Source organism: Ruegeria meonggei (genome assembly GCF_042768335.1).
In the GTDB taxonomy this organism is placed as follows: Bacteria; Pseudomonadota; Alphaproteobacteria; order Rhodobacterales; family Rhodobacteraceae; genus Ruegeria; species Ruegeria meonggei.
Map to the genome: position 1 here is coordinate 599,934 of NZ_JAXHBT010000001.1, position 24,825 is coordinate 624,758.

Consider the following 24,825-nt stretch of genomic DNA (forward strand, 5'->3'; position numbering starts at 1 on the left):
GTGTTCAGAGCTGTATACAGTTTTGTATATTGATTTCAAGCCCCACCTGTGGCAGCTGTGCGGAAAGACAAAAGGCGGTGTTATGGCGGGTCCACGGGTTGATGACATTTATGAGCGCGTCAAAGCGATGGCGGTTTCGTTTCGCCTACGCCCCGGCGATCGCCTGAACGAGGTTGCGCTGTCGAAAGAGCTTGGCGTCAGCCGCACGCCGCTGCGCGAGGCGCTGAACCGGTTGGTAGCCGAAAAGATGTTTGATTTCCGCCCAGGGCAGGGGTTTTTCTGCCGCGCTTTGGACGCCAAAAGTGTGTTCGACCTGTTCGAGCTGCGCCAGATTATCGAAGTTGCCGCTGTGCGGTCAGCTTGCGCCACGGCAACCGATGAAGAATTGCAGGCCCTGCAGGATGAGCTTTACGCCACCGGCATTGATATCACCGGTCTTACGGTAGAAGAGGCGGTGAATCGGGATGAAGCGTTCCACCTGGGCATCGCCCGCCTGTCGGGCAACTCGGAACTGTTTGAAACACTGTGCCGCATCAACGAACGTATCCGATACATCCGCTGGATTTCCATGAGCCTGGACCGGGTGCAGCGGTCGAAAGACGAACATAAACGAGTCATGCAAGCGTTGCTGGAGCGCGACGAGAACAGCGCGGCAGAGGTTCTGAGCCGACATATTGCCAAACGGATGGATCAGGTCCAGGACGCTGTGCGTCATGGTATCTCGAACATCTATATGGAAGGGTCCGAAGACATCTCGGCCCGCATCATTGAAAAGGCCTGAGGAATGATCGCGACTGGTGGAAAATCGATATACGGCGCGTCGGTCGGGATACTGATGCTGGATGCCCGGTTTCCCCGTATTCCGGGTGACATGGGCAACGCGCTGACATGGCCGTTCCCGGTGCATTACCGCATCGTGCGGAACGCCTCGCCCGATCTGGTTGTGCGACGCAGGGCCGAGGGTTTGCTGGATGCCTTTGTGGACGCAGCGTGTGGTCTGGTCGAAGACGGGGTGGACGGTATCACCACAAATTGCGGGTTTCTGTCCCTCTTCCAAAAGGAACTGTCCGAGGCGGTTCCGGTGCCCGTTGTCACCTCATCCCTTATGCAGGTCGAGATGGTGAACCGGCTTCTGCCCACAGGCAAACGCGCCGGAGTGTTGACGATCTCAGCCTCGACCCTCACCACCGAGCATTTGCGCAGCGCTCTGGTGCCAGATGGGACGCCCATCGGATCGACCGAAGGCGGACAGGAATTCACGCGGGCGATTCTGGAAAACGAACTGACGCTGGATATTGAAAAGGCTCGCGCCGACAATGTCGAGGCCGCGCTGGCGATGAAACAAAACCACCCTGAACTGGGCGCGCTGGTGTTGGAGTGCACGAATATGTGCCCCTATGCTGCCGATATTCAAAAGGCGACCGACCTGCCGGTCTATTCCATCGTCTCTCTGGTCAGCTGGTTTCAGGCCGGGCTCAGGCCGCCCGAGTATTAATGGGCAGGGCTAGCGCAGGCCTGACATCGATTTCTGCATCGCCACAATCAGCGCGTCGCGCGTTTGCGCCAGCTCGGCAGTGGACATGCCGCCTGCTTCGGATTTAACACCTTGAACCAGGGTCTGCGTGACCTCGTCGGTCAGGTGAACCTGCCCCAGATCGTCCCACCAGCCATTGAATGTCTCGGTGAAGTGATCGCAGAACGCCTGCAACCCGCCTTCTCCGGCACCGAGGTTGAACAGCATGGTCGGTCCCATTGCCGCCCAGCGCAGGCCGGGGCCTGCCCATACGGCCTTGTCCACATCCTCGACCGAGGCAACGCCGGACATGACAAGGCTGACCGCCTCGCGCCAGATCGCGGCCTGAAGGCGGTTGGCGACATGGCCGGGCACTTCTTTTTGGACACGGATCGTGGTTTTACCGACGGCCCTGTAGAACCGTTGCGCGGCTGCGACCACCCCATCTTCGGTTTGTTCATTTCCCAGAACCTCGACCAGGGGGATCAAGTGCGGTGGGTTGAAGGGATGTCCAAGTACAAAGCGGGACGGATCGGTCCATCCGGGCTGCATCTGGCTGAGCGTCAGGCCAGAGGCTGAACTGGCGACGATGGCATCCGGTGCAAGGGCAGGTTCGATTTGCGCGAAAGTTGCGTGTTTGATGGGCAGCCGCTCGGGGACGTTTTCCTGCACAAAAGCAGCGCCTTCAACCGCGCTGGCTGCGCTGGTGTGGAATGTGATCGAGTCAGGTGCGCCATTGCGGGTCAACCCCAGCTCGGTCATCGCGGGCCAGGCGGTGTCGATGTAGCTGCGCACTTTGCGTTCCACTTCCGGATCTGGATCAAACAGCGCCACCGAACGTCCCGAGGCCAGAAACAGCGCCGCCCAGCTGGCCCCAATCACGCCGCCGCCTAGGCAGGCTGTGTGCTGAAACTCCATTAGAACAGTCCCGGATTGAGAGGCGAGGCCGCGGTCATACCACCATCCACAGTGAACAACTGCCCGGTTGCAAATCCGGCCTCATCTGAGGCCAGCCAAACCGCCATGTTGGCGATATCCTCGGGCTTGCCAAACCGGCGCGTGGCATGGCGGTTCAGGGCATCCCGCCGTGCGGCAGTGGGGTTGTCCGCAAGTTCAAACGCGGCGTCCAGCATATCTGTTTCGATCCAGCCCGGACAAATCGCGTTGCAACGGATTTTGGGGCCGTGATCAACGGCGATTGATCGCGTCAGCCCGTGCACAAAGGCTTTGGACGCATTATAGAGCGCCAGCGACGGGTCTGCGACGGTGCCCGAAATCGATCCGATATTGATGATCGATCCGCCCCCGGGCATCCGCGGAATAAAGGCGCGGCAGAGGTTGAAGACCCCCCGGCAGTTGGTGCCGATCACCGCATCCCAATCCGCGTCCACGCTTTCGGTGACAGTCTTTTCGACCTGTACACCGGCGTTGTTCACCAAAACATCCGTACCGTCCGTGGTCGATGCCAACTCATTGACCGCGTCCGCATTTGTCACGTCCAGAGTGTACCAGATAAATTGCGCGGGCAGGTCCTCTGGCCTGGGTCCGCGGCTGCAGATTGTGACAGTCGCACCCTCATTCGCAAAGGACTCGGCGATTGCGCGTCCGATCCCTTGGCGACCACCCGTAACCAACGCTCTTTTTCCAGCCAGCCGCATCAGTGAACCTCCAATTCAATTCGCATAGGTGATAATGGCAGGTTTGCTCATAGCTTCATCTGCTGAACCTGCGCGCTCAGACCTCCGTCCAGAACCCATAGCTGGCCGCTGGCATAGCGTGCCTCGTCCGAGGCCAGCCAGTTGACCAGATTGGCGATGTCTTCGGGCGTGCCAAAGGTGCGCATCGGGTGAACATCGCGGACAGCTTGCTGCAGTTGATCGATGGATTTACCGGCTGCACCTGACCCCTCACCGGTGAAAAAGCTCTGCAACATCGGGGTATCGACATAGCCCGGACAGATCGCGTTGACGCGGATGCCTTCGGGTCCATGGTCGCAGGCCATTGCCCGCGTCAACGCATGCACCGCACCCTTGGTGGCGCAATAGGCCGCAAGGCCGGGATCGGCGATAAACCCGTCATAGCTGCCGAAGTTGATGATCGAGGCGGTGGTTCCCGCACGTGCGGCCTTGCGCATCAGCGGCAATGCATGTTTCGAGGTCAGGAACGTGCCAGTCACATTTACGGCAAACGAAAGGTTCCATTCCTCAAGCGAGGTCTCTTCGATGGTCTTCTCAATCTCGATCCCGGCGGCGTTCACCAGGATATCCAACTGACCAGCATCTGCGTTGACCTGCGCCATTGCTGCTACGGCATCCACCTCTTGGGTGACATCCAGTTTGACAAAGTGACTGCCGTCGTCGTCATGGGCCGCCAAAGATCCGTGCGGTGTCAGATCAGCGGCATAAACCCGTGCGCCTTCGCGCAAAAAGCGGGCCACGATGGCCCGTCCGATCCCACCGCGCCCACCTGTGACCAGAGCGGTTTTTCCTTGCAACATCATTCGGTTTCCTTCTTCAGCGGCGGATAGCGATAGCGGGTCGCGGCGACGGTCCAGTCCATGTGGTTGCGCACGTATTCCTGCGTGGCGTCCCGGGGCGGTGTATAGTCCCAGGGCTCGCCGGCCCCGGCCTCCATCGCGGCATGTAAAGCGCGCCGGGATTTCTGAGTTGCGATGACATCGGCGCGCAGGGTTTCACTGTCCCATCTTTGTGCGACCTCGGCCGCAAACCCTGCGGCTTGCTCGGCATAGGCCGGGTCGAGGGCGAGATTGACCTTTTCCAGCGGATCATCCGACAGGTCATACAGCTGTGGCGGATCGGGGTCGCAGTGGATGTATTTCAACGACCCGCGCCGGATCATGAAAACGGGGTAGGGCGTCATTTCGGCGCAGTATTCACCGATGGCTTCGTCCACCGGATCGAGTTCTCCGCGTGCCAGGGGCATCAGTGACCGGCCATCCACGGGCTCTCCAAACAGGTCGTCCGTGCCTCCGGCTGCATCCACGAAGGTCGGCAGCAGATCGACAAGGGAACAGGCGTTGGGGGCAGTGCCCGAAACCACACCCGGACCAGCCATGATCAAGGGCACACGGGCAGAGTGTTCGAAAAAGTTCATCTTGTACCACAGCCCGCGCTCGCCCAGCATATCGCCATGATCGGCGGTAATGATGACGAGTGTGTTGTCCAGCTCTCCGATCTCCTCCAGTGCTTTGACCATCGCACCCAGCTTGCTGTCGAAATAGCTGACATTGGCCAGATATGCGCGGCGGGCACGGCGGATTTCCTGTTCGGTCAAAGGAACATAGCTGGCCTCAATCCCGTCCATCACCCGGCGCGAGAACGGATCTTGTTGTTCGGGCGTCAGGGGGAATTCCGGCATCGGCACGTCCGCATCGGAGTAGAGGTTCCACCATTCAGGCTTGGCCACATAGGGATCATGCGGATGGATAAAGCTGGCCACCAGACAGAACGGCGCGGCATCCCCCGCAGCCCGGTCGCGGCCCCGGTCGATCAGCCAGCGGCGGGCGGCAAATTCGACCTCGTCATCATAGTCGGTTTGAAAAGTCGCGACAGCCTCGCCGCTTTCCCTGACCGTTTGCATGTTGTGATACCACTTGTCGATCCGCTCATCCGGGGCCTCCCAATCCGGGGTCCAGGCGAAATCGGCGGGGTAGATGTCGGTGGTCACGCGGTTCTGAAAGCCGTGTTTCTGATCAGGGCCGACAAAGTGCATCTTGCCCGACAGACAGGTGCTATACCCCAACGCCTTCAGGTAATGCGCGAAGGTCGGCACCGAAGCTCGGAACTCACTGGCGTTGTCATAGGCGGCAATGCGACTGATCAATTGCCCCGACATGAATGCAAAGCGCGACGGGGCGCACAGGGGTGAGTTGCAATAGGCTGCATCAAACCGCATCCCACGCGCCGCCAGCGCATCTATATTGGGTGTCTTCACGGTTGGATGGCCGTATGTCCCGCAGAAATGCGGTGCCAATTGGTCGGCCATAACCACAACAATATTGGGCCAATTCAAGGCGCGGCCTTTGCATAGGCGTCCAGCACCAGTCCGTGGAAATGATGCACTGCGTGTTCCGATTTGCCCGAGCCATTGGGGTCGTGCACAATCCGCCCCTGGGTAAAGGCGGGCGTGCTCATGCCGCGCTGAACGCTTTCGACAATGTCGATATCCTCGCGCTGCAGTACCTCGTCCAGATAGCGGATTGCTTCCAGCTCCGCGGCGTCAGGCTCGGGAGTTTCAAGGTAGAAATCATAGGTCTCCAACGTCCGGTCCGGGCCGATGGGGATCACGTTCAGCACGATCATCGAAGACCGGCCCGGATAGCGCATCAGACAGGTCGTCGGCCAAAGCCACCACACCGCATGGGTGCGCACCGAGGCGTTCGAGACGTCGTAAGCAGTGTTTGCGCCATTGCCCGCCTCGGCCATGTGGCTGGAGTAGATGCCGTATGTGGTCACTTTGTAGGTGTCCATGTCGACCAGATCGCAGAAATCCTTATGTGCGGTCGGGCAGTGGTAGCACTCCAGAAAATTGTCGACGACGTTCTTCCAGTTTGACTTGATGTCATAGGTAAGGCGGTGACCGAAAGTCAGGTTTTCGATATCCGGGGCCCAGTGTTGGATCTCGGCCTTCAGGTTGCCGGACACCGCGTGCAAGGGCTGTGCCTTGGGATCGAGATTGACGTAAATGAACCCCGCGAATTCTTCGACCTGAACCTGGTCGAGGCAGATGTCCTTGGTGTTGAAGTTGTCCAGGTTTTCCGTTTCAGGGGCTCGTACCAACTGGCCGTCCAGCTTGTAGACCCAGGCGTGATAAGGGCACATGATGCGGGTTGTTTCGCCGGCACCAGCCAGCAGCTGATGGGCACGGTGTTTGCAGACGTTATAGAACGCGCGCAACCTGCCTTCGCGGTCGCGCACCACGGCGATCGGGCTGCCGGCGATGTCGACCGTTACATAAGACCCGGGCGACCGCAGCTTTTCCACGTGGCACACCCATTGCCAGGTCTTGGCCAGGATTTCGTTCAGATCAACCTGATGCCATGCGGGATCGACATAGGCCTCGGCTTTTAACGAGTGTGTGTTGAACGGGTCGGTGCTGAACCCCTCGGAAATCCGGTCGAATTGTTCTTTGGACGGCAGCGCGCTCATGAAGGGCTCCAACTATGACTGGCTTGCTGAGAGCAGTGTGCGTTGAAACGCAGCTCTGCGCTTAACTTTTTACGCCATCAGCTAAACCAAAAGCGCCATGTGGCAGAGTCATGCTTTTGGCTTGCGGTGCATGGGCCACGCCCGATATTCAAAGGGAACCCGGCCTTCGATCCGGTCCCGGCTGGGAGTAAGGCCGAATCTTTCCTTGTAGGAGCGGCTGAAATGGACCTGACTGGCAAACCCCGATGCCACCGCGACTTGTGCTATGGGCAGCTCGGTCTGGGTGACCAGCCCGCGGGCCCGATCCAATCGAATGTCCCGATAGTAAAGCGCAGGTGTCTTCTTGATGAACGTCGCAAACAGCCGGTCAAGCTGGCGATGCGATACACCCGCCTGTTTGCAGATATCAGGGATAGGCAGGGGGTCTTCCAGATGCGCCTCCATCACCTGGATGGCTGTTTTAAGGGTGGCCGGCACGACAGCTCCCAACGGCTCACTGCCTTCGGGGTGTTGCATGGCGGCAGGACCGCGCAGCCGGTCGTGAAAGATATAGCGCGCGGCTGCATTTGCCAGTGCGCTGCCGTGGATGCCCTGCAGGATCTGCAGCGCGAAATCCACCGACGCCCCGCCACCACAACAGGTGATGCGATTCCCGTCCAACGCGTAGAGGTTTTCGATCACCTCCACATCAGGGTACAGCTCTTGAAAAGCGTCGATATGCTCGTAATGCACGGTTGCGTGCCGACCGGTCAGCAGCCCGGCCTGCGCCAGAACAAACGCACCAGTGTCCAAAGCGCCCAGCGTTGCGCCAGCGCGGGCCCATTGCCGCAAGGCATTGCCCACCCCTTCGGTCATGTGCCGTTCGGGTGTCCAACTGGTCGACACCACCGCGATGTCAGGTCTGGTTGGTTCAAGTTCGGCCAGTGCCACGGTGTTGATTCCAGCACCGTTACTAGAGACACAGAAACCACCGACCTCGGACATGAACGTCCAGCTGAAATATGATTTTCCGTCCAGATAATTGGCCGCGCGAAACGGATCGATGAAACCCATCGTGGCCGCCATATTGAAACTGGGCGCTACGATGATTGCAAGATGGGTAACAGTGTCGGGTTTGTTGACCATGCCTTCTGACCTCAGCTAAGACCTCTGTGTTTCAGAGAAAAGTCAAATCGGGGTGACACGCAAGTTTGCGGTTGAACACTGTGTTGGCGCGGGAAGGCGTGGATTGTCCAGTAATAATGGACTTCTGGTAGGCCCGGAGGGACTCGAACCCCCAACCAAAGCGTTATGAGCGCTCTGCTCTAACCAATTGAGCTACAGGCCCGCCTGAGCGCTTTGCCTATCACGGTGAACGCCCGCGTCAAGCCTGACCGTTGCAACATGTCCAACAATCGAATAACCCGCGCGGGAACCATTCAAAAGAGGTTGGCCATGACAGCGGGCAAGAACGGAATCACCTATGCCGATGCAGGCGTCGATATTGATGCGGGGAACGCTTTGGTCGACCGGATCAAGCCCGCTGCCAAGCGGACCAACCGGTCCGGTGTGATGAGCGGTCTGGGTGGGTTTGGCGCTTTGTTTGACCTCAAAGCTGCTGGATATCAGGACCCGATACTTGTGGGGGCGACCGATGGTGTCGGTACCAAGTTGAGGATCGCCATTGATACCGGCGTGGTCGACGGGGTTGGCATCGACCTGGTGGCGATGTGCGTCAACGACCTGATCTGTCAGGGGGCCGAGCCTCTGTTCTTCCTCGACTACTTTGCCACGGGCAAGCTGGACACCGACACCGCTGCGCGGATCATCGAAGGTATTGCCGAGGGCTGCGTGCAGTCCGGTTGTGCGCTGATCGGCGGAGAAACCGCCGAAATGCCGGGCATGTACCCGGATGGAGATTTCGATCTGGCCGGGTTCTCGGTCGGGGCCATGGAACGGGGCGCACATTTGCCAGCCGAGGTTCAGGTGGGAGATGTGCTGCTGGGTCTGGCCTCGAATGGGGTGCACTCCAACGGGTATTCGCTGGTGCGCAAACTGGTTGAGATATCGGGCCTGGGTTGGGACGCAGCATCGCCATTCAGTGACGGCTCGTTGGGTGAGGCGCTGCTGACGCCCACGCGGCTTTATGTGAAACCGGCGTTGCAGGCGATCCGGGCCGGGGGCGTGCATGCGTTGGCCCATATCACCGGTGGCGGATTGACCGAAAACCTGCCGCGCGTCTTGTCCGAGGGGCAGGGCGCTGAGGTTGACCTTAGTACCTGGGACTTGCCTCCTGTCTTTCGTTGGATGGCCGAAACCGGTGGTATTGCCGAAACCGAGATGCTGAAGACGTTCAACTGTGGGCTTGGCATGATCGTTGTTTGCGCAGCAGACCGGGCTGATGGTCTGACAACGTTGCTGGCCGAGGCGGGCGAGACCGTGTCGCGGATCGGCACTGTCACTGACACAGCCGGTATGACCTATTCAGGCAAGCTGTTGTGAGTCACAAGCGCGTCGCCATCCTGATCTCGGGGGGCGGGTCCAACATGGTGTCGCTGGTCGACAGCATGACCGGCGACCACCCGGCGCGCCCTTGTCTGGTGTTGTCCAATGACGCGCAGGCGAGCGGGCTGGTCAAGGCCGCAGATCGCGGCATTCCGACAGCCGCCGTGGATCATCGCCCTTTTGCCGGGGACCGGGCCGCGTTTGAGGCCGAACTGCTGAAACCGTTGGAACAGGCGCAGCCTGATATCGTTTGTCTGGCTGGGTTCATGCGGGTGCTGACCGGCGACTTTGTCTCGCGCTTTCAGGGGCGGATGCTGAACATTCATCCGTCGCTGTTGCCGAAATACAAGGGGCTCAATACCCATGCCCGGGCGATCGAGGCCGGGGATGCCGAGCATGGGTGTTCGGTTCATGAAGTCACGGCCGAGCTGGATGACGGCCCAATTTTGGGGCAGGCGCGGCTTGCGATTGAGGCTGGTGACACGGCCGCTTCTCTGGCCGCACGGGTGCTGGTTTTTGAGCACAAGCTCTATCCGGCAGTGTTGCGCCGTTACGCCAGTGGGGACCGTAACCCGGTGTTGCTATCCTGAACACCTCAGGGTGATTTACACATGCCTGTCATTCAGCTTATGGTTCGCACTACGGCTCGGTACGGCAAAGAACTGACGGGCAGATACTAAGAACAAGAGCAAGAATAGCACCGCGTATGAAAACCCTCACGACGACGCAAGAGCTGGCCGACTTCTGCAAGGCCGCTGCGCAATACGACTATGTCACTTTAGATACCGAGTTTCTGCGTGAACGGACCTATTACTCAAAACTCTGTCTGCTGCAAATTGCAGTTCCGTCCACTGATGAGGACAGTGCTGTCCTGGTCGACCCGCTGGCCGACGGCATGTCGCTGGACCCGCTTTACGAGCTGTTTGGCAATGAAGATGTGGTCAAGGTATTCCATGCCGCGCGCCAGGACCTTGAGATCTTCTGGGTCGAGGCGGGCGTGTTTCCCAACCCTCTGTTTGACACACAGGTCGCGGCGATGGTCTGCGGATTTGGTGAGCAGGTCGGTTATGAAACGCTGGTGCGTAAGATTTGCAAACAAGGTGTCGACAAGACCTCGCGGTTCACCGACTGGTCACGACGCCCGCTGTCCGAGGCACAAAAGACCTATGCGTTGGCCGACGTGACCCATTTGCGACAGATCTACGAATACCTCGCTGCTGAACTGAATAAGTCGCAGCGCAGCCACTGGGTTTCGGAAGAGCTTCGCATTCTGACCCGACCCACAACCTATGACATCCGGCCCGAAGACGCCTGGAAACGCGTCAAGACACGGACAAACTCTGCCAAGTTTCTGGCGGTCGTTCGTGAACTGGCAAAGTTTCGTGAAGGCTATGCACAGGACAACAACGTCCCCCGCAGTCGGGTTTTCAAGGATGACGCGCTCATCGAGCTCGCCTCGACCAAGCCAAAATCGCCATCTGATCTAGGCGGCTCGCGGCTGTTGCTGCGCGAGGCGCGCAAAGGTGCCATTTCCGAAGGTATTCTTGCTGCCGTGAAGGCTGGTGTGAATTGCCCGGCGGACCAATTGCCCGAAATCGATAACAGTCGGGACAAGCTGAAGGTCAACCCGGCACTGTCGGATTTGCTGCGCGTCTTGCTGAAGTCCAAGACCGAAAGTTCGGGCGTTGCTGCCAAACTGATTGCAACCAGCTCTGAACTGGATCAGATCGCTGCGGGTGAACGGGATGTGCCAGCCATGTCAGGCTGGCGGTTCGAAGTCTTTGGCGAAGATGCTCTCAAACTGTGTGAGGGTAAGATTGCGCTGGCCGCAAAGGGCCAAACGGTCAAGGTTGTCGCGATCTAATCCAGATCAGCGTCGCCGGGACTCCAATGTGTTCTGCTGACCGACAACCCGGACAAGGCGGATGCCTTGCAAATCCTGCTGGCTCACATTGGCTGCGTCAGACACCATACGGGACCGCTCAGTGCCCTGATTGGTGGCATAGCTCGGGTAGTTGACCTTGAACGTGTATTCCAGAACGCCGTTTTTCTGGTTTTCTTCTGAGTTGATGCGCACAAGTTGGGCGTTATAGGCCCCTTGGCGCGCCGCAGTACCACTGACATAGACAATCGCCCCGCCAGGGGTCGGATCCAACCGCAGCTCATCAATTTTGGAGATTGCGACGCTTGTATCTTCTGGATCTGGTCGGGCAAACAGGCCCGAGCCTTCTTTTTCCTGCGGCACGAGCGCGTTGGCGTCATCCGGCGAGGTCTCGGCCACCGATGGCGTGCTGGGGCCAAACCAGTTGGACGGGTTCACCCGCGACTCGCGCCAGCTGTTGCAGGCAGACAAGGTCAGGGCGGTGACCATCAGAATCGAAAGAGGTTTTAGCATGGTCTCAAAGTCCAGAGCATTAATTCCTGCAATGGGTTACCGCAATTTCCTCTGTTTGAAAAGCCACGCAGGGGGGTGGACAGGCACAGATCGGCGGCTTAGGTCACAATTGTGATCGCAACAAAAGGACCGTCGCGAAATGGCAACGCCTGCCTTTGAGGAAATCGTCGAGGATTTCGAATTTCTGGAAGACTGGGAAGACCGGTATCGTCATGTCATCGAACAGGGCAAAGCGATGGAGCCGCTGAATGACGCGCTGAAAGTTCCGGCCACAAAGGTGCATGGCTGTGCCAGTCAGGTCTGGCTGCATCCCATCGTCGAAAACGGCGCGTTCCGGTTTGACGGTGACAGCGACGCACTGATTGTGCGCGGTCTGATTGCAGTGCTGCGGTCCCTGTATAACGGTCTGCCGGTTGGTGACGTGCCAAAGGTGGATGCGGGCGGAGAGCTGGCGCGACTGGGTCTGAACGATCATCTTTCCGCGCAACGTTCGAATGGGTTGCGGGCGATGATCGAGCGCATCCGCGACGTGGCGCAGGAAAACGTCTGACTAACCAGGTTAAACGGGCGGTGCCCGGTTGGCCCAATCCATCAGCGTCGTTTCAAGATCACCATAGCCGGTGAAACGGCGCTCGAATTCCAGCCCCATGCGCTCGGCACACTTACGGGCGCGGGCCGTCAGATTCGGGTCGTCTGTCTGCGCCTGATAGACCACCTTGGTGTAATTGCCGAAATACATATCCCGCAGCTCGGGGTGACGATCCAGACCAAGTGGTTTCCACACAAACGCATCGAACTGACGGGCCAGAAAATCGGTCAGGTAAAAAGAGGTGATCTCATCTTCGCCGCGGTCTTCAAAGGCCTGATTTCCCTCAAAAAAAGAATAACAATGAGGGCCCTTGATCATCTCGACGCCCAGCTCTTCGCAGGCGGTTTGCAGCAGGCCGCCTGTGCCGCAATCGGCGTAGACGACAAAGATCTGGTCATAGTCATCCTGGTGTTTCGCAACCGCGTCCTGCACGGCCTGGGTGATTTTGTCGGGATGGATATGCAGGATTGCAGGCAGGCAGGTCAGCTCCATGTGATCCCAGCCATTGCGGCGTTTCAAATCCAGAATTTCGCGTGCCAGCGCGCCGCAGGCCAACAGCAAGATGCGGCCCCGTTCCGTCGACTGGTACCCTTTGTTTGTCAGGCTGGCATCGTCTGGCAATTCATCCTGCTGCATTAGGGTACTCCTCGGAATTTGTACGACGGAATTTGAACGGTTGACCGTTCTGGCCCAAAGAAACAAATCGGGCCGCCCGCATAACCGGACGGCCCTCAAACAGTTTTTCGTGTCCGATCAGCCGGCCAGTTGGTTGTGCTTGCGTGACATGAAATCCTTGGCGGTTTCCACAGCAACGGCTGCGTCGCGGCAATAGGCGTCGGCACCGATAGCCTTGCCGAACTCTTCGTTGAGAGGCGCGCCTCCTACAAGAACAATGTAGTCTTCGCGCAGACCCTGCTCGGTCAGCGTATCGATGACAACTTTCATGTATGGCATGGTCGTGGTCAAAAGGGCCGACATTCCCAAAATATCAGGGCTTTCGGTTTCCAGCGCCTCTAGATAGTTTTCGACCGGGTTGTTGATGCCAAGGTCAACCACTTCGAAACCCGCGCCTTCCATCATCATCGAAACAAGGTTTTTGCCGATGTCGTGAATGTCGCCCTTTACGGTGCCGATAACCATCTTGCCCACACGGGGCGCGCCGGTTTCAGCTAGCAAGGGTTTGAGGATGAACATGCCACCCTTCATCGCGTTGGCGGCCAGCAGAACCTCGGGTACAAACAGGATGCCGTCGCGGAAATCGTGTCCCACGATGGTCATGCCACCGACCAATGCTTTGGTCAGAATGTCATAAGGTGTCCATCCGCGTTCCAGCAGGATGTTCACACCTTCTTCGATTTCTTCTTTCAGGCCGTCATAAAGATCGTCGAACATCTGTTCGACAAGTTCGTCGTCATTCAGTTCGGACAGGACGATGTCTTCTTCTTCAGACATGGGGCGTTTCCCTGAGCTGTGCGGACCTGAGGCCCGTGGTGGCATTTTTCTCGTTTTGGCCAAAACGTCGCAGTTTTACTGTGACGATTGCGACCTTGGCGGTTTCGAGACCGACCTATAGGCCAGATTTTCGCGTCTCTCGATAGAATTCTTTGCAAGATCATCCTGCGTTTCGTTCACACCAAGGTCCGTTAGGGCGTGATTTAAACCGTGCACAAGTCTCTGAAATTACTGGAATCAGCGCGAGTGTGTCTGCCCTCTTGTCGGCGCGGGTTTGACGCTTTATACCTCACACATAGAACAAAGAGAGAACAAATAGATGGTTTCGTCCAATATTCGGGGCCGGGGCGTGGCCACAAACGCCGCCGGACGGTTCGAACAGTTCGAAACCGTTGACTGTGACGACGGGTGGGAAGGTGACGAAGATCTGCCGCCGTTGCGCACCGAAATCAGCGAAGAAATCGCGCGCAGTGTGATTAGCTATAACCGCTCACCAGACCTGCCGTTTGATCGCTCGATCAATCCCTATCGCGGGTGCGAGCACGGATGCGTGTATTGTTTCGCCCGTCCAACCCACGCCTATCTAGGGCTGTCGGCCGGACTGGATTTTGAAACCCGGTTGATTGCTCGCCCAAACGCCGCCGAGGTTCTAAGAAAAGAGCTGTCGTCCAAGTCTTATAAGCTGGCTACGGTCGCGTTGGGCACCAATACCGATCCGTATCAACCGATCGAGAAAAGTCACCGGATTACAAGGTCGTGCCTGTCGGTATTGTCCGAGTTTCGGCACCCCGTGGGCATCGTGACCAAAGGCGCTCTGATCGAGAGGGACCTGGATATTCTGGCTCCAATGGCCCGGGGCGGGCTGGTACGTGTCGGGATATCTCTGACAACGCTGGATGCGGATTTGTCCCGCCGAATGGAACCACGCGCGCCGTCACCCAAACGACGTCTGGCGATGATACGGCGCCTGAGCGAAGCAGGCGTGCCCGTTCGGGTCATGACGTCACCGGTGGTGCCGGGGCTGACGGATCATGAGCTGGAAAACCTGCTTGAGGCGGGCAGGGATGCGGGGGCTGATGCGGCCAGCTGGATCATGCTGCGCCTGCCGCGCGAGGTGTCTGGGCTGTGGCAGGAGTGGCTGAGGGATCATGAGCCTGCCCGCGCTGAGAAGATCATGTCAAAGCTGCGCGAAATGCACGGGGGCAGGGATTACGACCCCCGTTGGGGGCACCGGATGCGCGGCGAAGGTGAATATGCCGCGCTGATCGCCAAACGTTTTGCCCTGGCCGTCAAGCGACTGGGTCTTGCCACACGCACGCCGCCCTTGCGGTGTGATTTGTTCCAAATACCGGCGCAAGTCGGCGATCAGCTGGCCTTGTTCTGACAAAAAAGCCCCGAACTTGCGTTCGGGGCTTTGTGTGTGCGTCAGCGATTAACGCTTTTCGATATCCACATAGTCGCGCGTGGTTTCGCCCAGGTACAACTGGCGTGGACGACCGATCTTGTTCTGAGGATCGGCAATCATTTCTTTCCACTGGCTGACCCAACCAACGGTACGTGACAGAGCGAAAATCGGTGTGAACATCGAGGTTGGAAAGCCCATCGCCTCGAGGATAATGCCCGAATAGAAATCGACATTCGGGAACAGTTTCTTCTCGGCGAAATACGGATCTTCCAAAGCTTGCTTTTCCAGCGCCTTGGCGACCTGCAGTTTCGGGTTGTCTTCGATTCCAAGCAGATCCAGAACTTCGTCCGCGGATTGCTTCATCACTTTGGCGCGCGGGTCAAAGTTTTTGTAAACGCGGTGGCCAAAGCCCATCAGGCGGAACGGATCGGCCTTGTCCTTGGCGCGGTCGATATATTCGGGAATACGGTCAACCGAGCCAATTTCCTCAAGCATTTCAAGGCACGCCTGGTTGGCACCACCATGGGCCGGGCCCCACAAACAGGCAATACCGGCCGCAATACACGCAAACGGGTTCGCGCCCGAGGACGACGCCAGACGTACGGTCGAAGTCGAGGCGTTCTGCTCGTGATCAGCATGCAGGGTAAAGATACGGTCCATCGCACGGCTGAGGATCGGGTTGACCTCATAATCCTCGGCGGGGACAGCAAAGCACATGCGCAGGAAGTTCGACGCATAGTCCAGGTCGTTGCGTGGATACACGAATGGCTGACCGATGTGGTACTTATAAGCCCAGGCCGCGATGGTCGGCATTTTGGCGATCAGGCGGTGCGAGGCGACTTCGCGCTGATGCGGATCGGCAATATCGGTCGAGTCGTGGTAGAACGCCGACATAGCGCCCACAACGCCCACCATGATGGCCATCGGATGCGCATCGCGGCGGAACCCGCGGTAGAAATACTGCATCTGTTCGTGCAGCATCGTGTGGCGGGTGATTGTGGTTTCGAACTTCTCCAGTACGGCAGCGGTCGGAAGCTCTCCGTACAAAAGCAGATAGCATACTTCCAGAAAATGCGATTTCCCGGCCAGTTGGTCGATTGGATAGCCACGGTGCAGCAGCTCACCCTTGTCACCATCGATAAAGGTGATGGTGCTGTCGCAGCTGGCGGTCGACGTAAATCCCGGATCGTAAGTGAAAACGCCTGCCTGACCATAAAGCTTGCGGATGTCGATCACGTCTGGCCCGGCGGTCGGAGAATGAACCGGCAACTCGTACGTTTCGCCATGGACTGTCAGAGTGGCTGTTTTGTTGCTGTCGGTCATAGTGTCCCTTCCTCATTCATACGTAAGCGGATCGCGGTGCGACCCTGCAGGCGACGGGCGCGCGCAAGCGCACTGTCCCGGTGTTAGCGGAGCAGCGTTACCCAATTGTGAACCTTTGGTTACACCGCTGCGTCAGAAAGCCGGGCCAGGGATTCGTCGCGCCCCAACACCAGCATCATGTCAAAAACCGAAGGCGTAACGGCCCGACCTGCCAAAGCAGCGCGCAATGGCCCTGCAAGCTTGCCGAACTTCAATCCTTTTGCGTCCGCAAAAGAATTCAGAGCTTCCTCCAGTTCGCTTCGCGTCCAGCTAGCATTTTGCACGTGCGGCGTCAATTCACTCAGTATACCATCGGATACAGAGTTAAGCGCTTTCGCAGCTTTCTCGTCGGGATCAATTGGGCGGGATGCTAGTGCAAAGTGAGCTTTTTCAAGCAGTTCCGGAAAAGTACGAGCCCGATCCTTGAGGCAATACATCGCACGTTCCAGATCACCAGATTGTGTGTTCGTCAGGGCCGGCAGGTCGGCCGCATCCAGATAACCCTCGATCTCCTGCCGCAATGCGGCATCGTCCGAGACTGCAATGTGCTGACCGCACAGATTCTCGAGTTTTTTCAAATCAAATCGGGCGGGGCTTTTGCCGATTCCAGCCAAATCGAACCACTCCCTGGCCTGATCATCTGTAAAGAATTCATCATCGCCATGGCTCCAGCCCAGTCGCGCCAGATAGTTGCGCATACCGGCAGCGGGGTACCCCATGGCCTGGTATTCCTGCGCGCCCAATGCGCCGTGACGCTTGGACATCTTTTTACCGTCCGGCCCGTGGATCAACGGGATATGGGCCCAGACCGGAACGTCCCAGCCCATGGCCTCGTAAATCATCATCTGACGGGCGGCGTTGTTCAGGTGGTCGTCGCCCCGGATCACATGAGTCACACCCATATCGTGGTCGTCGACGACGACGGCCAGCATGTAAACCGGCGTCCCGTCCGACCGCAACAGGACCATGTCATCCAATTGGTCATTGCGGATGCTCACATCGCCCTGCACCTGATCCCGAATAACTGTCGTACCCTCCAGCGGGGCCTTGATGCGGATGACAAAAGGCAAATCTGGATGGGTCGCGGTATCGGCCTCGCGCCATGGGCTGCGGAACAGGGTTGATTTGCCATCGGCCCGGGCCTGTTCGCGGAAAGCCGCGATCTCGTCTTGTGTCGAATAGCACTTATAAGCCTTACCCTCGGCCAACAGCTGGCGCGCGACTTCTGCGTGACGCTGGGCGCCTTCGAATTGACTGATGACTTCCCCGTCGTGATCCAGACCCAGCCACGCCATGCCCTGCAGGATGGCGGCTGTTGCCTCAGGGGTTGAACGCTCGCGATCCGTGTCTTCAATCCGCAGCAGGAACTTGCCACCACGACCCCGAGCGTAAAGCCAGTTGAACAGCGCGGTGCGTGCACCGCCGATATGCAGAAAACCGGTGGGCGAAGGGGCGAAACGGGTGACGACCTGATCGGACATTGTGTGGATTAACCTTTTGGTAACCGTGTCTGGCATAGTTTGGCGCCTGTCTAACGAGCCCGAAGGACGGGGGCAACCATGCGTGTTCTGGCACGGGTCGAGGCCGCATTACTGAACCAGACAGGGTACATGTTTCAGTGGTCTCCGGTGTGCCTGTCAGTTGGTATCGGCCTATACTTCAGCCTCCGGTTCGAGCCGGAGTGGCAGGTCTATGCCTGCCTTGGTGTTCTGGCTGCCGCCGCCGCCTGGGTTGGCCGCGCTGCACCGTCTGGCTGGGCGTCGTTGGCAACGGGGGGTGCGCTGATCGCTGCCGGGTTCATCCTGGCAGGGGCGCGGGCCCATACGGTGGCAGAGCCGGTTCTGTCGTGGCGCTATTACGGCCCGGTCGAGGGGCGGGTTGTAGCCATGGACCGGTCTGCATCGGACGCGCTGCGGGTGACGCTGGACCAGGTACGGATTGGGGATGTGCCATTGGACCGCAGACCGCAGCGCGTCCGGCTTTCCTTGCATGGCGGGCCGGTCTCTCTGACGCCTGGTCAGCGGATTATGACAACTGGACATCTGTCGCCGCCGCAAGGCCCGGTTGAACCCGGAGGGTTTGATTTTCGCCGACACGCCTGGTTTCAACGTCTGGGTGCGGTCGGGTACACACGTGTCCCGGTGGTGACAATTGCATCGGCGCAGGGTGAAACGCAGGGGGTTCGGATTACGGCCTGGCGGATGGCGATCTCGGTCCGGGTACGGGCGATCCTGCCTGGAGAGGTCGGTGGCTTTGCTGCCGCCGTCACAACAGGTGACCGCAGCGGCATGGGGCAGGAGACGCTGACATCTCTGCGGGCGTCCAACCTGGCGCATTTGCTAGCGATTTCCGGGCTGCATATGGGGCTGCTGACAGGGTTCGTCTATCTGACCTGCAGGCTGGTCCTATCCGCCGTTCCCGCGGTTGCGTTGCGCATGCCGGTGCGCAAACTGGCGGCGCTGTGCGCCTTGGGGGCCGCGGTCATCTATCTTTTGCTGTCTGGCGGGAACGTCGCGACAGAACGTGCCTTTGTGATGGCCAGCGTTATGTTGGGCGCCATCCTGATCGACCGAAGGGCGATATCCCTGCGCGCGGTCGCTGTTGCCGCGCTGATCGTATTGATTTTGCGACCAGAATCTCTGTTAAGCCCCGGATTTCAGATGTCATTTGCAGCTACAACTGCGCTCGTCGCGGTGTTTGGGGCGCTGCGCGAGTTTGGGCCAATGCCGGGGCCGAAATGGTTGAAGCCTGTGACCGGGTTGCTAATGTCCTCGGCCATTGCCGGGCTGGCGACCGCACCGATCGGGGCGGCACATTTTAACACGATGTCCCATTACGGGTTGCTGGCCAATATGCTTTCAGTACCAGTGATGGGTGCTGTGGTGGTGCCGTCGGCCGTGGTGGCCGCGCTTTTGGCACCCTTCGGGTTAGAGGCGTTGGCGTTGAACGTCATGGGCCTCGGGTTGAAATGGATCCTAGGCGTTTCGGAATGGGTGGCGGGGCTGGACGGTGCTCAGGGTTACGTGGTCAGCCCGCCGCATATGGTCTTGCCCCTGTTTGCGCTTGGTGCCTTGTGGTTGGCGCTGTGGCGGGGACGGGCGAAGTGGATCGGCCTTGCACCGGCTGTGGCAGCTTTTTTGCTGTGGGGGCAGGGACAGCGTCCTGAGGTTCTGATTGCGGATTCGGGCGGGTTGGTAGGTGTCATGACGGATAAGGGCCGGGCGCTCAGCAAGAAAAGGGGCAGCGGGTTCATTGCCACCGTCTGGCTGGAAAATGACGGTGACGGGGTAGATCAGATCAAGGCGGCAGACCGATGGCCGCAGGGTTCGGACTTTGTTCAACGGTATGTCTGGCAGGGGAAAGAACTGATTCACATCACTGGAAAACGTGCCGCCAACGGCTTTGACGAATGCCGTGCCGATCAGATCGTCGTATCTGCGGTTGCGTTGGAATTACGCGGGGAATGCGGTGTATTCGACCCTGATCGGCTTATGAAAACCGGAAGTCTGGCTTTGACCGACGGGCGCGTAACAACCAGTCGTGAGACTATCGGCAACAGATTATGGTCCCCGGTTTCCCCCGCGGACCACAAATTCAAACGGGATCAATAGCTGCGGATCAAACCAACCAGTTTGCCCTGCACTTTGACCTGGTCTTCTGGCAGTACACGGGTTTCATAGGCGGGGTTGGCGGCCTCAAGCGCGATGGCGTTGCCGCGGCGGAAAAATCGCTTGAGCGTGGCTTCTTGGTCTTCGACCAGCGCGACAACGATGTCTCCGTTATCTGCGACCTTGGTTTCACGGATCACCACAACATCGCCGTCATTGATGCCTGCATCGATCATCGAATCGCCGTGCACCTCAAGCGCATAGTGATCCCCTCGGCCAGAGACCATGCTACCCGGCACTGCAACGCGGTGCGATACGTGGCTGATCGCCTCGATCGGAACCCCAGCGGCGATGCGGCCCATTACCGGCAACTCCAGCGCATCCACTGTAACCGGGTCAAAGTTGGCAGGTCGCGGTCCTTCGGGCTTATCGCCGTCGATCACACGCGGTTTGAACGCAACCGTAGGCTCACCCCCCAGACTTTCAGGCAGTTTGACAATCTCAATCGCACGGGCGCGGTGAGCTAGGCGGCGGATAAAGCCGCGCTCTTCCAGCGCGGTGATCAGGCGATGGATGCCGGACTTAGAGCGCAGATCCAACGCTGCCTTCATTTCGTCGAAACTGGGCGGAACACCGTCCGCTTGCACGCGTTTGTGGATGAATTCCAACAAATCCAACTGTTTCTTGGTCAGCATTGCTCACACCTCGTCGGTTATGCGTTTTCTTTTGTTCTACGCATGTTCACGTTTTGTGTCAATGGATTTGCGCCGGGCCTAAATCGGCAAATACTGCACTTCATCCCCGGCAGGGCGCGCAGGGTCGTTGGGTTCCCGCACCAATAGCGCGTTGGCCTGTGCCAGAACACTGAGCAATGAGCTGTCCTGATCGTCGCATACACGAATGCCCGTATCATTCAGAATGGCGCGCATATAATGTTCACGCGGCCCGTTCTTGTCGATGGGCTCGGCCAGTCGGGCACGTTGTAAAGGCGTCAGAGCCTGCGCAATCCCCAGCATCCGTCGCACCATAGGCACCAGGAAGAGATAGCCGCAAACCATTGCACTGACAGGGTTTCCTGGAAAGCCGACCATCGCCGTCTTACCCAAACGCCCAGCCATCAAGGGTTTTCCCGGGCGCATCCTGATTTTGTAAAAGGACCGCTCCATCCCCAGTCCCTGCGACACGTCCGAGACCAGATCATAGTCTCCGACCGACGCCCCCCCGATGGTAACCACCAGATCGGCGCCATCGGCTAGTCCAAATGCTGTTTCCAGCGACGCGACAGTATCTTGGGCAATGGGAAGGACGCGAACCTTGGCACCAGCTTTTTCAAGCAAAGCCTTGAGGCCAAAGGTATTTGAAGCAATGATCTGATCCGGGCCAGGGGTTTCACCCGGTAAAACCAATTCATCCCCGGTTGAGATCAGAGCGATCACCGGCTGCCGCGCCACCGGCACTTTGGGAATGTTCATTGCTGCTATCAGCGCAACATCCTCGGGTCGCAGGCAGCGGGGGGCGGTGATCTTGGTGCCGCTGACAAAGTCAACACCAGCCGAGCGAATATTGGATTTGGGGCCGGGCGTATCGGTGATCGTCAATAGATCACTACGTTGCTCGGTATCTTCTTGAATAACAACAAAATCTGCACCTTCTGGCACTGGCGCGCCAGTAAAGATCCGAACAGCCTGACCGGGGCCGACTGAACCTTCAAACCGGCGACCTGCGGCGGCCTCGCCGATGACCTTGAACATGGCGTGCGGCTCAACTTCGGAGGATTTGACGGCATATCCATCCATGGATGAGGCCGCAAAAGGCGGTTGATCCCTGGTCGCAACAATATCCTGTGCCAGAATTCGTCCAGCGGCGTGAGCTAACGGGATCGCCTCGGATTCCAGCGGTGAGACGAGATCAAACAGCAGAGCACGGGCGTCTTCGACGGTTATCATTTCGCCTCGTAACGCCCTGATTTTCCGCCGTCTTTCAGAAGGACGCGGATGCCACCGATTTCCATGCCTTTGTCTACAGCCTTGGTCATGTCATAGACCGTCAGAGCAGCGGTAGAGACCGCAGTCAGCGCCTCCATTTCAACACCGGTCTGCCCCGAGGTCTTGACGGTGGCCTCGATCCGAACACCGGGCAAATCGGGATCCAAGGACAATTCCACCGCAATTTTAGTAACCGGCAGAGGGTGGCAGAGCGGGATCAGATCAGGCGTCTTCTTGGCCCCCATAATGCCCGCAAGGCGCGCAACACCCAGAACATCGCCCTTTTTGGCACCACCTTCTGAAATTAAATCAAGGGTTTCCTGTGCCATCTTGATGTAACCGGTAGCCACGGCCACGCGGTCCGTTACGGCCTTGCCCGAAACGTCGACCATATGGGCCTGACCCTGAGAGTCAAAATGGGTCAGCGGCATCACATCACTCCGGGGATCAGCGGATTGGCCAACAACTGGCGTGTGGCTGCGGCCACATCATCCTGACGCATCAGGCTTTCGCCAATCAGGAAACACCGCGCGCCATAGCGGGCGATGTCGGCCAGGTCCTCGGGGGCGCTCAACCCGCTTTCACAGACAATCGTCCGGTCGCCAGGCACGAGTTTGGACAGCCGGCGCGTTGTATCAAGCGAGGTCTCGAACGTTTTCAGATTGCGGTTGTTTATTCCGATCAAAGGACTTTTTAGCTGTGTTGCGCGGTGCAGCTCGTCCTCGTCGTGAACTTCGATCAGAACATCCATTCCCCATTCAAACGCGGTGTGTTCCAGCTCTGCCGCCTGGCTGTCTTCGACAGAGGCCATGATGATCAGAATGCAATCCGCGCCCAACGCGCGCGCTTCGACCACCTGATAGGGGTCGTACATGAAATCCTTGCGCAAGACCGGTAGCGAACAGGCGGCGCGGGCTGCAATTAGGTAATCTTTGGCCCCCTGAAAGCTGGGAGTGTCGGTTAGCACAGAAAGGCAGGCGGCTCCGCCTTCTTCATACGCCTTGGCCAGCATCGGCGGATCGAAATCCGGACGGATCAAGCCTTTGGACGGGCTGGCTTTTTTAACCTCAGCGATCAGGCCGTACCCGCGGCGTGTCGCTGCCTGCAGAGATTGCGCAAAGCCGCGCACCTCTGGGGCATTGCGTGCTTCATTCTCCAACGTTTCCAGAGATTTCTGCGTCTTATCTGCCGCAACTTCTTCCAGCTTATAGGCTTTGATCTTGTCCAGTACCGTCTCGGTCATGCGGCCTCCTGCGTAATTCGGGCCAGTGCGGCGATTTTGTCTTTGGCGTTGCCGCTGTCGATGCTTTCGGCGGCTCTGGCGACGCCGTCTTTGAGGTCGCTGGCCACATCTGCAACCACCAGGGCGGCCGCAGCATTCAGCAACACCGCGTCACGATAGGCCGAAGCTTGACCGTCCAGCAGAGCGCGAAAGGCCACGGCGTTTTCTTCTGGTGTGCCGCCGATGATATCTTCGAACGGGTGAACCGGCAGCCCGGCATCTTCGGGGTGCAACTCAACATCTTTCACCGCGCCGTCTTCCAGCGCCGCGATCCAGCTGACGCCGGTAATGGTCAGCTCATCTGTTCCGTCTGATCCGTGCACCAGCCAGGCGTGTTCGGCTCCAAGCAGGCCCAATGTCTCGGCCATGGGGCGGATCAGATCACGGCTAAATGCACCGGTCAGCTGACGCTTGACGCCTGCGGGATTGGTCAACGGGCCGAGGATGTTGAAAATTGTGCGAGTCCCAAGCTCTTGTCGGGAGGGCATAACATGCGCAATGGCCGGGTGGTGCATCGGCGCCATCATAAAGCCGATCCCCACTTCTTTCAGTGCTTTTTCAACAGTTTGCGGGCCGACCATTACGTTGATACCCAACTGTCCCAGCGCGTCAGCGGCACCGGATTTTGAGCTGAGATTGCGGTTGCCGTGCTTGGCAACGGTAACGCCTGCGCCTGCGACAACAAAGGCCGTAGCGGTCGAGATGTTCAGTGTGCCCTTGCCGTCGCCGCCGGTTCCGACAATGTCCATCGCACCTGTCGGGGCCTGAACAGCATTGCACTTTGCGCGCATCACGGCGGCGGCGGCGGCGTATTCGTCGACCGTTTCACCCCGGGTCCGCATCGCCATCAACAGCCCGCCGATCTGGCTGGGCGTGGCTTCGCCGTCAAAGAGAATTCCAAATGCCTGTTCGGCCTCGGCGCGGGTCAGCGGCCGGTCGGCAGCGGCTCCGATCAGCGGTTTCAGAGCGTCGCTCATGCGGGGACTTTCATTTCGGACAGGAAGTTTTTGAGCAGGGCGTGACCATGCTCGGAGGCGATAGATTCTGGATGAAACTGAACGCCGTGAATCGGAAGCTCTTTATGCTGCAGGCCCATAATCGTGCCATCTTCCAGCTCAGCCGTGATCTCAAGGCAATCGGGCAGGGTGTCACGATTGACGATCAAAGAGTGATAGCGCGTCGCCTCGAACGGTGAGGGCAGGCCGGCGAAAACGCCCTTACCGGTGTGGTTCATTGTTCCCATCTTGCCATGGACAATCTCGTGGCAGCGGATGACGTCACCACCAAACGCCTGCCCGATGGCCTGATGCCCAAGGCAGACCCCCATCAAAGGCGTATTCGTTTCAGCCGCAGCTTCGGTCAGGGCCAAGCAAATCCCGGCCTGATCCGGATCACAGGGGCCGGGGCTGAGCAGGATACCCGCCGGGTTCATGGCCATGGCTTCCTGAACATCTAAGGCGTCATTCCGCCGAATGACCATTTCGGCGCCAAGTTCGCCTAAGTAATGCACCAGGTTGTAGGTAAACGAGTCGTAGTTGTCGATCAGCAGCAGCATTTGGGCACTTGTCTCGGCTTGGGCATT

The 24,825-nt window shown here is 58.6% G+C and carries 25 protein-coding genes and 1 tRNA gene; 8 read left to right on the top strand and 18 right to left on the bottom strand.

Annotation, left to right across the window (positions count from 1 at the left end):
- Window positions 1-82 precede the first annotated feature (82 nt).
- Both SJY13_RS03000 and SJY13_RS03005 read left to right on the top strand, forming a co-directional pair.
- Window positions 83-781 carry a GntR family transcriptional regulator gene (locus SJY13_RS03000; RefSeq protein ID WP_377187514.1) on the top strand — a complete coding sequence of 233 codons (699 nt, stop codon included), beginning with the start codon at window positions 83-85 and terminating at the stop codon, window positions 779-781.
- Between the two features lie 3 nt (window positions 782-784).
- Entirely contained in the window at window positions 785-1,495 is a 711-nt protein-coding gene (locus SJY13_RS03005) for an aspartate/glutamate racemase family protein (RefSeq protein WP_377187517.1), read from the top strand.
- 9 nt (window positions 1,496-1,504) lie between these two features.
- Here SJY13_RS03005 and SJY13_RS03010 read toward each other — a convergent pair whose 3' ends face one another.
- The 7 genes from SJY13_RS03010 to SJY13_RS03040 all read right to left on the bottom strand — a co-directional run bounded on the left by SJY13_RS03010 (window position 1,505) and on the right by SJY13_RS03040 (window position 8,008).
- Window positions 1,505-2,431 carry a 3-hydroxyacyl-CoA dehydrogenase NAD-binding domain-containing protein gene (locus tag SJY13_RS03010; protein ID WP_377187520.1) on the bottom strand — a complete coding sequence of 309 codons (927 nt, stop codon included), beginning with the start codon at window positions 2,429-2,431 and terminating at the stop codon, window positions 1,505-1,507.
- A complete protein-coding gene (locus tag SJY13_RS03015; RefSeq protein ID WP_377187523.1) occupies window positions 2,431-3,171 on the bottom strand; it encodes an SDR family NAD(P)-dependent oxidoreductase in 741 nt (246 codons plus the stop codon). The genes SJY13_RS03010 and SJY13_RS03015 overlap by 1 nt, the downstream gene beginning before the upstream one ends.
- Window positions 3,172-3,218: 47 nt before the next feature.
- Window positions 3,219-4,010: an SDR family NAD(P)-dependent oxidoreductase gene (locus SJY13_RS03020; protein WP_377187526.1), complete on the bottom strand. Its 792-nt coding sequence runs from the start codon at window positions 4,008-4,010 to the stop codon at window positions 3,219-3,221.
- Window positions 4,010-5,524 (bottom strand): choline-sulfatase, encoded by a 1,515-nt coding sequence (gene betC, locus SJY13_RS03025; protein WP_377193547.1) that lies wholly within the window; start codon window positions 5,522-5,524, stop codon window positions 4,010-4,012. The genes SJY13_RS03020 and betC overlap by 1 nt, the downstream gene beginning before the upstream one ends.
- A 17-nt stretch (window positions 5,525-5,541) precedes the next feature.
- A complete protein-coding gene (locus SJY13_RS03030) occupies window positions 5,542-6,681 on the bottom strand; it encodes an aromatic ring-hydroxylating oxygenase subunit alpha (RefSeq protein ID WP_377187529.1) in 1,140 nt (379 codons plus the stop codon).
- A gap of 108 nt (window positions 6,682-6,789) precedes the next feature.
- A complete protein-coding gene (locus tag SJY13_RS03035; protein WP_377187532.1) occupies window positions 6,790-7,806 on the bottom strand; it encodes a GlxA family transcriptional regulator in 1,017 nt (338 codons plus the stop codon).
- A 125-nt stretch (window positions 7,807-7,931) separates the two neighbouring features.
- Window positions 7,932-8,008, bottom strand: a tRNA-Ile gene (locus SJY13_RS03040).
- A 107-nt stretch (window positions 8,009-8,115) separates the two neighbouring features.
- Between SJY13_RS03040 and purM the strand changes: the two genes are divergently transcribed.
- From purM to rnd, 3 genes are all read left to right on the top strand, one after another.
- Complete coding sequence (purM, locus tag SJY13_RS03045) at window positions 8,116-9,162, top strand: phosphoribosylformylglycinamidine cyclo-ligase (RefSeq protein ID WP_377187535.1); 1,047 nt, start codon at window positions 8,116-8,118, stop codon at window positions 9,160-9,162.
- On the top strand, window positions 9,159-9,755 hold the full coding sequence (purN, locus tag SJY13_RS03050; protein WP_377187538.1) for a phosphoribosylglycinamide formyltransferase: 597 nt from the start codon (window positions 9,159-9,161) through the stop codon (window positions 9,753-9,755). The genes purM and purN overlap by 4 nt, the downstream gene beginning before the upstream one ends.
- A gap of 116 nt (window positions 9,756-9,871) precedes the next feature.
- Window positions 9,872-11,029, top strand: coding sequence for a ribonuclease D (gene rnd, locus SJY13_RS03055; RefSeq protein ID WP_377187541.1), 1,158 nt, complete (start codon window positions 9,872-9,874; stop codon window positions 11,027-11,029).
- Window positions 11,030-11,035: 6 nt separating this feature from the next.
- Here the strand turns inward: rnd and SJY13_RS03060 are convergent, their stop codons facing one another.
- Complete coding sequence (locus SJY13_RS03060; protein WP_377187544.1) at window positions 11,036-11,560, bottom strand: hypothetical protein; 525 nt, start codon at window positions 11,558-11,560, stop codon at window positions 11,036-11,038.
- Between the two features lie 139 nt (window positions 11,561-11,699).
- Between SJY13_RS03060 and SJY13_RS03065 the strand changes: the two genes are divergently transcribed.
- Entirely contained in the window at window positions 11,700-12,110 is a 411-nt protein-coding gene (locus tag SJY13_RS03065; RefSeq protein ID WP_085820665.1) for a SufE family protein, read from the top strand.
- A gap of 9 nt (window positions 12,111-12,119) precedes the next feature.
- On the opposite strand, the gene SJY13_RS03070 is transcribed toward SJY13_RS03065, so the two are convergent.
- Together SJY13_RS03070 and SJY13_RS03075 are read right to left on the bottom strand one after the other, a co-directional pair.
- A complete protein-coding gene (locus tag SJY13_RS03070; RefSeq protein WP_377187547.1) occupies window positions 12,120-12,785 on the bottom strand; it encodes a DUF1638 domain-containing protein in 666 nt (221 codons plus the stop codon).
- Between the two features lie 117 nt (window positions 12,786-12,902).
- A complete protein-coding gene (locus SJY13_RS03075; protein WP_085820663.1) occupies window positions 12,903-13,601 on the bottom strand; it encodes a corrinoid protein in 699 nt (232 codons plus the stop codon).
- A gap of 319 nt (window positions 13,602-13,920) precedes the next feature.
- Here SJY13_RS03075 and SJY13_RS03080 point away from each other — a divergent pair, with 319 nt between their 5' ends.
- A complete protein-coding gene (locus tag SJY13_RS03080) occupies window positions 13,921-14,985 on the top strand; it encodes a PA0069 family radical SAM protein (protein WP_377187553.1) in 1,065 nt (354 codons plus the stop codon).
- Between the two features lie 48 nt (window positions 14,986-15,033).
- Here the strand turns inward: SJY13_RS03080 and gltA are convergent, their stop codons facing one another.
- Together gltA and gltX are read right to left on the bottom strand one after the other, a co-directional pair.
- On the bottom strand, window positions 15,034-16,329 hold the full coding sequence (gene gltA, locus SJY13_RS03085; protein ID WP_085820661.1) for a citrate synthase: 1,296 nt from the start codon (window positions 16,327-16,329) through the stop codon (window positions 15,034-15,036).
- 119 nt (window positions 16,330-16,448) lie between these two features.
- Window positions 16,449-17,849 (bottom strand): glutamate--tRNA ligase, encoded by a 1,401-nt coding sequence (gltX, locus tag SJY13_RS03090; protein ID WP_377187557.1) that lies wholly within the window; start codon window positions 17,847-17,849, stop codon window positions 16,449-16,451.
- Between the two features lie 78 nt (window positions 17,850-17,927).
- On the opposite strand from gltX, the gene SJY13_RS03095 reads away from it, so the two are divergent.
- Window positions 17,928-19,979: a ComEC/Rec2 family competence protein gene (locus SJY13_RS03095; RefSeq protein ID WP_377187560.1), complete on the top strand. Its 2,052-nt coding sequence runs from the start codon at window positions 17,928-17,930 to the stop codon at window positions 19,977-19,979.
- Here SJY13_RS03095 and lexA read toward each other — a convergent pair.
- The 6 genes from lexA to SJY13_RS03125 form a co-directional block, all read right to left on the bottom strand.
- Window positions 19,973-20,671: a transcriptional repressor LexA gene (gene lexA, locus SJY13_RS03100; RefSeq protein WP_377187563.1), complete on the bottom strand. Its 699-nt coding sequence runs from the start codon at window positions 20,669-20,671 to the stop codon at window positions 19,973-19,975. The genes SJY13_RS03095 and lexA overlap by 7 nt on opposite strands.
- Before the next feature lie 78 nt (window positions 20,672-20,749).
- Window positions 20,750-21,922, bottom strand: coding sequence for a molybdopterin molybdotransferase MoeA (locus SJY13_RS03105; RefSeq protein ID WP_377187566.1), 1,173 nt, complete (start codon window positions 21,920-21,922; stop codon window positions 20,750-20,752).
- Window positions 21,919-22,392 (bottom strand): cyclic pyranopterin monophosphate synthase MoaC, encoded by a 474-nt coding sequence (gene moaC / locus SJY13_RS03110; RefSeq protein ID WP_085820656.1) that lies wholly within the window; start codon window positions 22,390-22,392, stop codon window positions 21,919-21,921. The genes SJY13_RS03105 and moaC overlap by 4 nt, the downstream gene beginning before the upstream one ends.
- Window positions 22,392-23,204 (bottom strand): indole-3-glycerol phosphate synthase TrpC, encoded by an 813-nt coding sequence (gene trpC / locus SJY13_RS03115; protein WP_377187570.1) that lies wholly within the window; start codon window positions 23,202-23,204, stop codon window positions 22,392-22,394. Before trpC ends, moaC begins: the two co-directional genes overlap by 1 nt.
- Window positions 23,201-24,220 (bottom strand): anthranilate phosphoribosyltransferase, encoded by a 1,020-nt coding sequence (gene trpD / locus SJY13_RS03120; RefSeq protein ID WP_377187573.1) that lies wholly within the window; start codon window positions 24,218-24,220, stop codon window positions 23,201-23,203. The genes trpC and trpD overlap by 4 nt, the downstream gene beginning before the upstream one ends.
- On the bottom strand, window positions 24,217-24,798 hold the full coding sequence (locus SJY13_RS03125) for an anthranilate synthase component II (protein WP_377187576.1): 582 nt from the start codon (window positions 24,796-24,798) through the stop codon (window positions 24,217-24,219). The genes trpD and SJY13_RS03125 overlap by 4 nt, the downstream gene beginning before the upstream one ends.
- Window positions 24,799-24,825 lie beyond the last annotated feature (27 nt).